The organism is Neolewinella persica DSM 23188, assembly GCF_000373105.1.
GTDB lineage: Bacteria > Bacteroidota > Bacteroidia > Chitinophagales > Saprospiraceae > Neolewinella > Neolewinella persica.
The window spans coordinates 1-12107 of the sequence record NZ_KB890461.1 but is presented as its reverse complement, the minus strand read 5'-3'; the positions used below and the strand labels follow the sequence as shown (position 1 = coordinate 12107).

12 protein-coding genes and 1 pseudogene are annotated in these 12107 nt (G+C 48.6%); 11 read left to right on the top strand and 2 right to left on the bottom strand.

What is annotated here, in order from left to right:
* Nucleotides 1-131 precede the first annotated feature (131 nt).
* From B036_RS0123215 to B036_RS0123160, 11 genes and pseudogenes are all read left to right on the top strand, one after another.
* Complete coding sequence (locus B036_RS0123215; protein ID WP_020571143.1) at nucleotides 132-617, top strand: VOC family protein; 486 nt, start codon at nucleotides 132-134, stop codon at nucleotides 615-617.
* A gap of 11 nt (nucleotides 618-628) precedes the next feature.
* The gene (locus B036_RS30705; RefSeq protein WP_020571142.1) at nucleotides 629-1594 is read left to right on the top strand and encodes a hydroxyacid dehydrogenase; all 966 of its coding nucleotides are present in this window, start codon (nucleotides 629-631) and stop codon (nucleotides 1592-1594) included.
* Between the two features lie 156 nt (nucleotides 1595-1750).
* The gene (locus B036_RS0123205) at nucleotides 1751-2404 is read left to right on the top strand and encodes a response regulator (protein WP_020571141.1); all 654 of its coding nucleotides are present in this window, start codon (nucleotides 1751-1753) and stop codon (nucleotides 2402-2404) included.
* Between the two features lie 26 nt (nucleotides 2405-2430).
* Nucleotides 2431-4416 (top strand): ATP-binding protein, encoded by a 1986-nt coding sequence (locus B036_RS0123200; protein ID WP_169435091.1) that lies wholly within the window; start codon nucleotides 2431-2433, stop codon nucleotides 4414-4416.
* 230 nt (nucleotides 4417-4646) lie between these two features.
* The gene (locus tag B036_RS0123195; protein WP_026232276.1) at nucleotides 4647-5114 is read left to right on the top strand and encodes an SgcJ/EcaC family oxidoreductase; all 468 of its coding nucleotides are present in this window, start codon (nucleotides 4647-4649) and stop codon (nucleotides 5112-5114) included.
* 134 nt (nucleotides 5115-5248) lie between these two features.
* A complete protein-coding gene (locus tag B036_RS0123190; protein ID WP_020571138.1) occupies nucleotides 5249-6208 on the top strand; it encodes a cytochrome c in 960 nt (319 codons plus the stop codon).
* Between the two features lie 35 nt (nucleotides 6209-6243).
* Nucleotides 6244-6726 (top strand): hypothetical protein, encoded by a 483-nt coding sequence (locus B036_RS0123185; protein ID WP_020571137.1) that lies wholly within the window; start codon nucleotides 6244-6246, stop codon nucleotides 6724-6726.
* 175 nt (nucleotides 6727-6901) lie between these two features.
* Complete coding sequence (locus tag B036_RS0123180) at nucleotides 6902-7795, top strand: sugar phosphate isomerase/epimerase family protein (RefSeq protein ID WP_026232275.1); 894 nt, start codon at nucleotides 6902-6904, stop codon at nucleotides 7793-7795.
* Nucleotides 7771-7911: pseudogene (locus B036_RS34650) on the top strand (isomerase); the annotation flags it as partial. The gene B036_RS0123180 and the pseudogene B036_RS34650, both read left to right, overlap by 25 nt.
* A 541-nt stretch (nucleotides 7912-8452) precedes the next feature.
* Entirely contained in the window at nucleotides 8453-9973 is a 1521-nt protein-coding gene (locus tag B036_RS32560) for a metallophosphoesterase family protein (protein WP_052333994.1), read from the top strand.
* A gap of 374 nt (nucleotides 9974-10347) precedes the next feature.
* Complete coding sequence (locus B036_RS0123160; protein WP_044103638.1) at nucleotides 10348-10899, top strand: hypothetical protein; 552 nt, start codon at nucleotides 10348-10350, stop codon at nucleotides 10897-10899.
* 59 nt (nucleotides 10900-10958) lie between these two features.
* Here the strand turns inward: B036_RS0123160 and B036_RS0123155 are convergent, their stop codons facing one another.
* Together B036_RS0123155 and B036_RS30695 are read right to left on the bottom strand one after the other, a co-directional pair.
* A complete protein-coding gene (locus B036_RS0123155; RefSeq protein ID WP_020571131.1) occupies nucleotides 10959-11825 on the bottom strand; it encodes a S41 family peptidase in 867 nt (288 codons plus the stop codon).
* A gap of 35 nt (nucleotides 11826-11860) precedes the next feature.
* Nucleotides 11861-12107 (bottom strand): integrase core domain-containing protein (locus B036_RS30695; protein ID WP_020567698.1); only part of this gene is annotated, 247 nt, incomplete at its 5' end.

Sequence of the window (12107 nt, the reverse complement as noted above, 5' to 3'; positions counted from 1 at the left end):
ACCCTGCAACAACTGCAACCGGAGCGTAGTGACCCTGCAACAACTGCAACCGGAGCGCAGCGACCCTGCAACAACTGCAACCGGAGCGCAGCGACTTCCGATAACTTGACAACCCAACAACTTGACTACCCATGGCAGAAATCAATCACGTAACCCTAATCGTCCAGGAATTAGAGCCCGCAGCAAAGTTCTACGAAGAAGAATTTGGACTAGAGCCGGTGGCCGCCTTTGTCTTCGATTACCCGACGGCATTTTTTAAGTTCGCGAATGGCCAGCAATTGCACCTGTCTGAATGGAAAGACGAACAGTCTTTTCGCGGCCACATTTGCATCCAAATCGACAACTTCAACGCCACGTTCAAACGGATGAAGGAACTGGACATAATTGACGTAGCTCCCTGGGGCTATGTCCGCCAATTACCGGATGGGGCGATGCAGATGTTTGTCCGCGATCCTTCCGGTAATCTGGTGGAGATTACCTCGCACCCAAGGGACAAGGATAAGATCGATCCTGCTATCTTCACCGACGAACTTTTTAAGCCGGGATTGTACGTCTCCGGTAGAAACGATTTCCGTGGATACAAGGCCGAAAATGCCACCTTGTACACGGGAGAATAACCACGTAAAAGATGGATGCACCAACAAATATCCTTTTACTCGAAACGATCTCTTTTGAAGCAGATGCTATCCTGCGGGGAAAGGGCACTGTTTTTATGGCTAAGGCGCCCGATGCGGGTGGTGTAATAGCCACGAAAGAACCTATTCACGCCATCATCACCCGGGGGAAGGGCGATGTGTCTGCGGCTTTGATTGATCAATGCCCTGAATTGCGGGTGATTGCCCGTTGTGGCGTTGGGTTAGACAATGTGGACGTTGCCCATGCTACGCGAAGGGGCGTGCGGGTCATCAATGCGCCGGGCAGCAACGCGGACACAGTAGCCGAGCATACCCTGGGGCTGATGCTGAGTTTGCAGCGGCAGACTTTCGCTTCGGTGTCGGCCGTAAAGGCCGGGGACTGGGCCTTTCGAAATAGCTATGACGGTGATGAGATCAGGGGTAAAACCCTCGGCATCCTTGGCTATGGCAACATCGGGAGAAAGGTGGAGTTACTGGCCAGGGCGTTTGGTATGATAGTGCTTCATTTGGCGCACCCGCAGGTGCAGGCAAAGGATGATGGAGCAATGGCCCGGAACCTGGATGCATTACTCGCTGAATCGGATATTCTGACCATTCACTTGCCACTCAACGCTACTACGCGCCAGTTGCTTGACGCTACGGCGCTCTACCAAACCAAGCCCGGTGCCCTCATAATTAATACCGCCCGTGGGGAGATTATTGACGAAAACTCCCTGTTGGTAGGTCTGCAATCGGGCCGTATCGGCGGCTACGCCTCCGACGTGCTGACGACCGAGCCACCGTCTAAAGACTCCGGGTTAGTCGCACATCCCAACGTCCTGATCACACCCCACTCGGCAAGCCTGACGGCTCGTACTTACAATCAGATGTGTGTGCTCACCGTGAACAATGCACTAGACCTGCTGGCTGGGAGGAAGGTGGACCGGCGGTATGTTTTTAATGGAGGCAGTCTGGGGTAAATAAGGCCTCATACCATCGCGTTCTCAAGGCCGGTTTATCTGTTTTTACTACTTTTATTTTAGAAGTGGAAACATGTACCCTATATTAGTAGGTGACATAACAGGCTTATGAGCGGTTGAGTCAACCGAATTGGATTGAGCTAGAAATTCCACTCGATGAGTAAAATTCGTACGGCGATAATTGAGGATGATCATGATATCCGTCCTGCACTCCGGTTGCTGATAAACGGGACAGATGGGTACGAGTGTCTTACGGCCTGTTGTAGTGTTGAAGAAGGGTTATCGAAATTATTGCTGGATCAAATTGACGTACTCATCCTGGACATTCACCTGCCGGGCATGAACGGAGTAGAGGCCGCTTCAATTTTTAAGAAAAGGAGGCCGGAGCTGTTAATTCTGATGTTTACCGTTTATGCTGACGATGATCACGTATTTGATGCTCTTCGCGCAGGAGCTGACGGATACGTTCTTAAGCGAAGTAGCCCAGCCCAATTATTGAAACATATTGAAGAGTTGTTCCACGGTGGTGCGCCGATGAGTCCCCAAATCGCCCGCCGGATTGTACAGGCATTCAAGTCTTCCGGCTCGCCGGGTAGCGATGCAGAATCAGCGGCATTAGCCGCTGCGGGGCTGACGCCGAGGGAGCGGGAAGTCCTTGACCAGTTAGCTGAAGGTTACCTCTATAAGGAAATTGCCCGGCACCTGAATATTGGGATAGACACCGTAAAACGACACATCACCCATATCTACCAGAAACTACACGTGCAAAATCGGACGGAAGCATTAAATAAGGCCTTTCCCCGCAAGTGAATTCACGTGTTCAAATGCCGAACATTATGCGACTGATCCTGATAGCGATACTCTGTTTAACCGGAGCTGGCTGCTTTGCTCAAACGGATACTTCGACAATGCTGCGGCGGTTAGCGGAAATGCCGGTAGACTCCAATAAGGTAATGTACCTCTTGGAGATAGGAGACCTCTTCTATCAAACGCAACCCGAACGAGCCGCACGGTACTATCACCAGGCCAGGGAGCTGGCCATAGCAATTGACTATCCATATGGTTTGGGGAAAAGCTGGATATATCTCGGCTACCTCAATAATGTCCTTGGGCATTATGCAGAAGGAATTGAAAACAATCAGCGGGCATACGAGGTGTTTCGGGACAATAAAGATTCGATCGACATGGGGAAAGCGTTGGTTAATATAGGTAACGCCTATAATTTCCAATCTGCGTCAGAACTCGCGATACCGTATTACCTGGAAGCTGCGGAAATATTTGAATTCGTTGGTGAGTCCGTATTGCTCGCTTTTACATTGGGAAATGTCCACACCTTACTGACAAAACTAAGAGAGTACAAACAATCGTTAGGGTTGGCCGAACGGATGCTCCAAATCACCTCGCTAACCCAGGATTCCGTCATGATTGCTGACGCCTATCAAAAATACGGGCTTTCACTGATGGAGCTGGAACGGTATGAGGAGGCATTACCCGCATTGCAGCGAGCCCTGGAAATATCGGAGAAAACCGGAGACGATATTAGTTTGGCGGTGTCCAACAGTAACCTTGGGGACTACTACTACCGGCAGGGTGATTTTGCTCAGGCCATTGCCTATTTTCAAGCAGGGGTAGCTCGGGCCCGGGAGATGGGAGATCCTTACTACCTGGTGGAAGGTTTGAGTGAAGTTGGCAAAGCTCAATTAGCGGCTAACCATATCACTGAAGGGAGAATTTTATTATTGGAGGCGCTCTCCATTGCCCGGAGTAATGGCATCAGGCAAAACGAAATGGACGATCTAGGCTTATTGGCTGAGCTGGAAGAAAAAGACGGACGCTTTCAAAAAGCTAATCAGTATTGGCAGTTACACACTGCCCTTCAGGATTCGGTTTTTGATCAGAATTCCCGGAACCAGGTGGCAGCACTGAACGTGCGGTACCAGACTACCGTTCGGGAAAACCGGATCGCTGCGCTTGAAACCGAGAATGAGCTTCAGGACCTCAGGTTACGTCAACGTAACCTGGTTTTAGGGGCACTATCTGTTGGCGTACTGGTATTGATCAGTCTATTGTACTTACTCCGTCGTAACAGCCGGCAGCGCCAGGAAATCGGCCAACAGGCGGCGGAACTCCAGAAGCGGGAGATTTTACGGCTTAAAAGCGAGCGTGACCTGGTTGCCCTGCGGGCAAGAATGGAAGGGGAACAAACGGAACGCCTCCGTATCGCTGAAGACCTTCACGATGACTTCGGCGCCGGGCTGTCAAAAATTGCCTTATTGAGCGACCTGCTGGTCAACCAGGAACCTGCAAAAGCCGGATCACTTAATAAAATCGCAGACTCCTCCCGGCAACTGCAAAGAAAGATGGGAGAAATCGTGTGGGCATTAAATACTGGGAACGACAGCCTGGCCAGCCTGGTCAGTTACCTGCGACATTATTTACATGACTTTCTGGATGGAACCGGGATAGACTATGAACTTTCCGTACCTGATCAGGTCCCCAACCTTACATTAACCGGTACGCAGCGCAGGAACGTTTTCCTGGTCATTAAGGAAAGTCTCCACAATGTAATGAAGCACAGTGACGCCAGTATGGTTTGGGTTAGGGTGGCTTTGCAGGACAATACCCTGACTGCCAGTGTGCGTGATAATGGGAAAGGCATCGCACCGGAGGAAATCAATGGGCGGGGGAACGGCATGCGTAATATGCACAAGCGAATGGATCAATTAGGTGGCTCAGTTCTGATCAGGGGGGAGGAGGGGACATTTGTCGAACTACGCCTTCCATTCGAAGGGGTAGGCGACCGCCTCGTTGCAAATGAATAATGCTATAGCACAGCTCCTCCATTCCCGTAAGGAGCCTGAGCAGAGCAACTTTTCGGCCTCAGGCAGATCGGGAGGGCCAATAAATAACGTCACTCAAACCATCATCTCCCACAAAAGGGTGATGCAATTACCTCCACTTCTTTCGTCTGTACCACTAGTGTGGGATTGATGCCGGTGGAATTCTGCTCCAATTTTGCAGTATTCCTTTCATGCACAAAACCCATACCGCAATGAAAAATCTCTTTTATCTTATTCTTCTCCTCTCTCTATTTATCCCCGCCAGTCTGCTGGCCCAAATGGAGGACCCCGCATTACTTATGGTGAAGCAGTCCGTTAGGGACTTCTTCGACTACAACGGCAAAGCTTATTCTAACGCTTACGCCAGTGAAGGTGTATTGGTCAACCCAATGGGTGAGGTGATGCAATCTCCCGAAGCCATCCACGCTTCTCACGTACCATTATTTACTCAGTACTGGAAAGGTATTTCCAGCGAGCCCACTTTTCTTTCGTCGTCAGTTCGGTACCTGGAAGATAACCTGGCCATCGTTCAATTAAAAGTTGAAACCGTTCAGACAAAGGCCGGTCAGGAAGTAGATCGTTTCACTCAAGTGGCAAGTGGTGTAGTGCGCCGCTCAGATAGCGGCTGGAAATTGGAACTTTTTCAGGTTACGACGGTGCAGTCTATGCCCGAAGAGTAGGTTAGCTACCTACTCCTGAAACATACTGGAAGCCCAATTAGGAGCTTCCGGTCCTTATTCAAAATGGGACAAATCCTCCTGTCTGGATTTTGTAATTCATCCGGCAGGGGGAATCCTCATCAATTCCATCTGAAATGCGACGTATACTCAAATACCTGGCCCTGGTGCTGGGAACACTGCTGCTGTTTCTCGGCGTAGCCGCAGTTTATAATCTAACGGCTCCGGTCCCCACTTTCCCGGTGGATATCCCGGATACTGTTTCCATCCTTTACAACGATACCAATACATTAATCAGGGGCGAGAAACTCGTGTCGATGGCCTGTGTCGATTGCCACCTCAATGATGATGGTAAATTGGCCGGACAACGGTTTCCAGAAGATGATTTCGGAGAACTGTATTCCGCTAACATTACTAATCATCCAACTACCGGCGTGGGGCGGTATTCGGATCAGGAATTGGTTCATTTGCTGCGAACTGGTTTGCGTCCTGATGGTTCTCAACTTATTCCTATTATGCCCCGACTGAATAAGGTGTCGGATGAAGATATAGGTGCCATCATCGCCTTTCTTCGCTCAGATAACCCGATGGTGGAACCGGTGGACCAGCAATGGCCGCGACTTAAGCCTGGCTTTTTAGCCAAAGCATTGTTGCGCTTAGCTTTCAAGCCAGCGGAAATGCCCCGGGAACCAGTAGTTGCTCCACCATTGATCGACTTACCGGCCCACGGCGAATACCTCGCCAATGCACTGTTTGACTGTTTCAAGTGTCATTCGGCCTCCTTTACCTCCAATAACGACGCTGTGCCATCGCTCTCCGAGGGATATTATGAAGGTGGAAATCCTTTATCGGATATGAAAGGAAACCTGGTACCGTCCGCTAACCTAACCCCGCACCCGGAACATGGACTTGGTGGCTGGTCCTTACGGGATTTTAGCCTTGCGGTTCGTAGTGGGCAACGCCCGGATGGCCAGGTACTGAGCGATGCTATGCCGCGGTACGCCGGACTGACCGATGAAGAACTGGCCGCTATCTGGGCATTTCTGCAAAAGCTGCCGGTGAGTGATAATGTTCCCCGTGTTGCTACCGTGGAATAACTGACGTATTACCCAACATTTATCTAAAATAGAATATGATGATTACCATTAAAGATTTGATCTACGCCTTGACATGTCTGTCGTTTTCAATTATCGTTGGTGCCGCCGTATATGAACACTTGGCTGTATGGCCCAGAGCCTATGCTGCACCACCTCTTTCTCTTTCAATGTTTCAAGGGGAATACGGATTGAACTCAGGAGCATTTTGGACGAAAATCCATCCGGTCACGCTGTTGCTTTTCATTACGACATTAATACTTTTCTGGAAATCAGCCAGGCGAAAAACTATACTGATCGTATTCATTGGCTATATAGTTGTGATGGTGACTACTTTCCTGTATTTCGTCCCTGAGTTAATCGATATAACTACTACGGAGTACACAACGGCCATTGATGAATCCCTAAGAAGTAGGGGCGCACTTTGGGAGAAGTTAAGTTTGTTGAGATTGGCAGTGATAACGGGCCTGGCGATTGTTTTATACTTCGGGGCGTCTAAGACGGAAGGGGTAAATAATTAAGCGGAGCTCCATAAAATCGAGGCTGAGATTTGCCCAACTTGTTCAGTTAAGGGCCTCCACGTTGAGGCTGCTATGAGGAGTTGGGCAATTTACCATCGACATCATCAAGTGAAGTGAGTAGGGGATTCTCACTTGAACGGCATATATTAGGGCAAAGAAACTTAAAGCTTTACTTATGCACCTTTCTATCCATAACTGGATGCGGGCCGAGTCGCTCGAAACCACCCTGAAACGCATCGCCGGCATCGGCTACGATTCCATTGAGATCATGGGCGCACCACAGTTGTACGACACCAAGGTCGTCAGGCAACAGCTGAAGGACCACGGATTGAAATGTTGGGGCAGCGTGACGCTGATGGAAGACGGGCTGAACCTGATGTCAGGAAACGCGGAGGAAAGGGCTAACTCCGTCGCCTACGTTAAAAGCCTGGTGGACATGGTTAAAGAGTTGGATGGCCATATGGTGAGCGTGGTCCCGGGTACCGTCGGTAAGATCGTTCCGGATGGCCGGCCTGAAGACGAATGGAAACTCGCCGTGGCTGGCATGCAGGAGATCTACGCTCACGCCGAAAAGGCCGGAGTCTTATTAGGCATAGAACCCATCAACCGCTTCGAGACCTACTTCATTAATCGCGCTGACCAGGCCTATGCCCTCGCAGAAGCCACCGGGCCTAATTGCGGCGTTTGCCTCGACATCTTTCACATGAACCTCGAAGAAGCCGACTGGGCCGCAGCGCTGCGGCGCTGCGCAGACCGCCTCCACGGCTTCCATGTCGCCGACAACAACCGCATGGCGCCCGGTATGGGCAGCCTCGACTGGCCGGCCATCATAGGTGTCCTTAAAGAAGTTGGCTACGATGGCGCCATTTCCGTTGAGTTCTGTCCTCCACTGGACCGCACCCCGGCCAATCCTTATCCGGGAAGTATCGATACTAATCCTGTCGGGCTTTCTCCGGAACAAAAGAAGTTCCTGGAGGACCACGGCAGCTCTGCCTTTACGGAGGCGTTTTATACCCAATTGACGCAGCGCAGTTATGAGATGTTGAAGCCGCTGATTTACCTGAAGTAATTTGGCAGTCGTTGAATATTCAACCAAGCGAAGTGCTAAAATCGAGGGACTACGTATTAGTCTACAACTTGGAAAGGCAAATTAAGAACATCAAGATTGACCGTAACACTTTTGATTGAATAAACCTTGACCCGTTCGGTGAAAAGAGAGACGTCATGATTTGGACCATGTTTAAAGGGGACTACCTGAATATTACCTCGAGTTTTGAAGCGGTAAAGGCTTTCAACCTTATCGGTGAACGGTTATAAGTATGGCTTTTCTGACTAGCGTATAAGATGCTAAGCGCACAGATTTACGGCTAATAACCCCTAAAAGATCAGGTGTTTTTACTTGATCTTGCTGCATTAGCATTTTTGGTGTTAGGTTTTGTTGGACATTAATGCTTAGCGGTTAAAACGGCGGGTGAGGCCGGCTTTCTTTAGCGCTACACTGTCTACGTTCGGTCGAGAGCCTGGCCTTTTTAAGCGGCCTTACACCATCCCTGAGCCACCAGTGCAAAGCGAGATTCCTGAGGCAGGAGCCTGTCCGGTGTCTGGGCTTGGTTAGAAAAGATTTCATGGATGGGTTGTAACTTCCTTACAGGCATCCAATACAATTTCATTGGCCTTTCCATTGAGCAAAAAGAAATGATAAATAGAAACTTCTAAAAACAAAAACATGCCCTCTTTAGTACCTTTCACCCGTAGCAGTAGTGTCCCTCATGCTAAGTGGCAATCAGCCGTACAAAAAACTGTCCATGACTTACTTGCCAAAGAGGAGTCTTCCATCCACTATACTGACGGTAAGGTGAAATTTCACCCAATGATGTTGGGCGCTAATCTTCATGTCAATGCGCACAACAATGATGATGTAGTAGCTGCTTTAGATAAAGCCTCATTAGACGGCAGGTCAGCAAAAGACATCGATAAAGATCCAGAAATTCAGTCCTTTCTTTCGCAGGAGTTCTTTTTACATGCTAACGATAACTTGCTTAATAGCAGTGGGGCTGTCAAGAAGATGACTGTTGACGAGATTAAAAAGCGAACCCCTTTATCGATAGTAGGTTTTCCATTTAGTGATTTCACTTATGAATTCTGGGCAGCTGCCATCTTGAATTACTATTTGCATCACGGGTTTGGAGGTAGTACTAAACATCAGCAATATAATGATTGGAAGAAGCAGGGGAAGGGGGATGTCAACTATGGGCTTATTGCATACAAATTACCTGCGAATGCCAAAGTTGTAATTATAGGAGATTACGGTACGGGCCTGCCAGATGCTGTGGCAATGTTAGAAAGTATCATGACCACCTTAGCACCTGATTGTATTCTTCACCTCGGAGATGTTTATTACTCTGGAACTGAGCATGAATGCAAAACTGAAATACTAGATGTATTTCTGGAGGTCTATAAAAGGGTGGGCAAGAGCGTACCACTTTTTTCGCTTCCTGGTAATCATGAATACATGTCAGGCGGACAAGGGTTTTACAAGCACGTTTTAGCTGTGAATAGTAAGGCAGGCCTTCCATCATCTACTTATCAGGAAGCAAGCTACTTTTGCCTGAGGACGGAAGATCAAAAATGGCAATTCCTTGGAATGGACACAGGCTTCAACTCGCTTCCGACCCCTATGCCTACCATTGGTCCGAAGCTCAACGATTCAGAAGTCGAGTGGCACAAGAATAAATTGGCCACATTCGGTGGCAAAACTATCCTTCTTTCTCATCACCAGTTGTACTCTGTCAGTAGTAAGATCAATGCAAAAAAAATTGGAGGAAGTACCTTTAGGAATGATCATTTATACAATGAGTTCAGCCCTTACTTTAACTCCATTCCAGCCTGGTTCTGGGGGCACGAACATTCACTTGGTATTTTTGCAGAAGGAACCCTTGGCTTAGCTAAAGGGCGTCTTGTCGGGAATAGTGGTTTTGAAGAATCCACTGGAGAAGATCCTTATAAGCCGGATAGGCAGAATACTGAGTTCCATTATAAAACTCCCGTTATTAAGGTAGGAACATCTTCGGTAAAGTGGCTGGGGCAAAGTCATCAATGGTACAACCATGGATGTGCCATGATTGACTTCTCAAATGTCGAAGCACCGGAGGTCAAATACTATGAGTTTCCGGCTTGGATACATAAAGATTCGGCGCCAGTCAGTCCTGAGTTGACGGAAGTGCCAGGTGGAAACGAGACGCTATAGAAGTTACTTTTATTCATCGGGTATTTGTCACCACTTTCTTAATTTCTGAGATTCGTGTCGGCCTAAACACTATCGTTGCCTCGGTTATCAGAGTGATTTTGTGTTCGCGTAGCGAACGCGGCCTTTACGAACCCTGGCCAGTAGGGGCGACCCTCGCAGTGGCCCGACTGGCAAAAAACATTTTAACCTCTGGTGCTCAAGACTGGTATGGGGCGAGAACGCGGGTGCACTGAACGGATAAAGGAGCAATGCCTCACTGGTACCTTTCTGTATGGATTTTTTTACCTTGCAGAAAATAATTCAGATCAATGCCACGCTTTTTTTTAATGTTACTTATCGGGTTCTTGTTTTTTGGATGCGAGCCATCCGATCAAATGAGCATTGTCAAGTCGCTCAATGAAGAATACACCTTTCAGCTAGACTTACCGACCGTTTTTCCTTCTATTACGGAGAAAGAAATGGAGGATTTGACCGCCAGGGGTAATAGGGTGATTGACGAAACCAGTACTCGGCCAGTAGACAAAAAAGCTAGCTACACTTCAATATTGCAGCTTAAGGAAGGTGATGATACCAATCTGCTTGCCTTCGTCAGTAATCATGACGTTAGCCTTCATGGGAACTACCTTGATGCCCGCCGGGCCCGGACGGATTTCATGAAACAACACTACGCCAAAGCAACTGATGTTGTCGAGTCCGTAAATGAACAAGTTGAAATGATTACCCTGGGTGACCTTGAATTTGAGAAAATCGAGCTGCTGGTTGATTTCCAGCCCATAGTAGGGGTTGGACTCGCTCCTTTCAGGGTGCTATATTACGAAGCACCTCTTAATGACCATGAGTTTTTTGCGATCAACTTATCTACCAATGATGAGGCGCTTTTCAACCGGGTTAAAGCAGCCCTGGACGCGGCGGTTGTGACGAAGTAATCGGTGGGTTTCGCTACATCAAATCATTTTGCCTGATATCGTGCCAGCGTTGAAGCTCATCACATGTCGTCAATGGCCATTAAAATCTGCCGTTTATCATTTTCCAAGTCTGATACAACGCTCCGGAAAAAGTTCTGCCGATCCGCTGGGTAGCTTAATTCGTAATCAACGGGTACGCCAATGTTCTCGTAGCATTTGCCCTCTTTGTCCAGGTAAACTTCGTTGGAAAGGGAAAAACCCCATCCATTGGGCAACTGCTTGGGCAAAGCGTCTGAGATGGCGCCGCTCGTTCGCGAACCAATCCGCCTGAGGTTGGGAAGTTCGACAGAGCTGAGCGCCATTAAATCGGCAGCACTTGCGGACTGCTGAGAGGTAAGCAAGTACACGGGCTTTGTAAAGGGTGTGGGGGATGCCTCCATAAATAACGGATAGGCTTTGGTGTGCCCCACCTGAGCTTGGGCTTCTTTTGTCGCCACTTGTCTACGCTCCGCATTAAAGCGTTTCAGTATCTCCAAACCTACGAGGTCTTGCCCGCCTCCATTAAACCGAACGTCGATGACAACGGAGGACATGCCCATCAAATCCGCCATAACACGATCCATGATTTTGGCGATGCCGGCTACTTCAGCGGCTATTTGGTCCGCATCACTTAGCTTGGACAGCGCATCGTTGTAGGTGTTCACTAAGCCGTTTTGAGCGATTTGTTCTTTGGAAAGGTCAAGGTCCGCAAATAGCCACATGGCTTTGACCTGGATGTAGCCAATACTGTCTTTCAACCTGCCCCACCTTACGAGCCAGGAGTCATTAGTCATCTCTTCTTCAAGGTGATGATCCGTGACCATATCCGCTACCGGGAAATCGCCGTAGGAAGGAAGGTCATAAGGATCGTTTACTTCCTGAATTGTTGCCTCTGCTAAATGGACCACTTCATCAGGAGTATAGATGCCATTGTACGCTTCCCCTAGGCCGCTACCACTCTAAAGTAGAAATTCTGTTTTGATTTCTCGTGATTTACGGGTGATTTGTATCCAATGCTGCTGTGTGGCCGTACCTGATTGTAAACTACCGACCATTCTTGTATGCGCTCGTTCAGTTCCACTAGAGATTGGAACCAGTTCAGATCAAGGCATTCAACGCGTAAGGTCTTGTTAAGTCGTTCCATTAAACCATTCTGGGAAGGTTTGCCCGGCTGTATGTATTTGAGCTCA

Coding starts and splice junctions, on each gene's coding strand:
- B036_RS0123190 (WP_020571138.1), top strand. CDS start 5,249: ATGCGACGTATACTCAAATACCTGGCCCTGGTGCTGGGAACACTGCTG.
- B036_RS32560 (WP_052333994.1), top strand. CDS start 8,453: ATGCCCTCTTTAGTACCTTTCACCCGTAGCAGTAGTGTCCCTCATGCT.
- B036_RS0123185 (WP_020571137.1), top strand. CDS start 6,244: ATGATGATTACCATTAAAGATTTGATCTACGCCTTGACATGTCTGTCG.
- B036_RS0123200 (WP_169435091.1), top strand. CDS start 2,431: ATGCGACTGATCCTGATAGCGATACTCTGTTTAACCGGAGCTGGCTGC.
- B036_RS0123180 (WP_026232275.1), top strand. CDS start 6,902: ATGCACCTTTCTATCCATAACTGGATGCGGGCCGAGTCGCTCGAAACC.
- B036_RS0123160 (WP_044103638.1), top strand. CDS start 10,348: ATGAGCATTGTCAAGTCGCTCAATGAAGAATACACCTTTCAGCTAGAC.
- B036_RS0123215 (WP_020571143.1), top strand. CDS start 132: ATGGCAGAAATCAATCACGTAACCCTAATCGTCCAGGAATTAGAGCCC.
- B036_RS30705 (WP_020571142.1), top strand. CDS start 629: ATGGATGCACCAACAAATATCCTTTTACTCGAAACGATCTCTTTTGAA.
- B036_RS0123205 (WP_020571141.1), top strand. CDS start 1,751: ATGAGTAAAATTCGTACGGCGATAATTGAGGATGATCATGATATCCGT.
- B036_RS0123195 (WP_026232276.1), top strand. CDS start 4,647: ATGAAAAATCTCTTTTATCTTATTCTTCTCCTCTCTCTATTTATCCCC.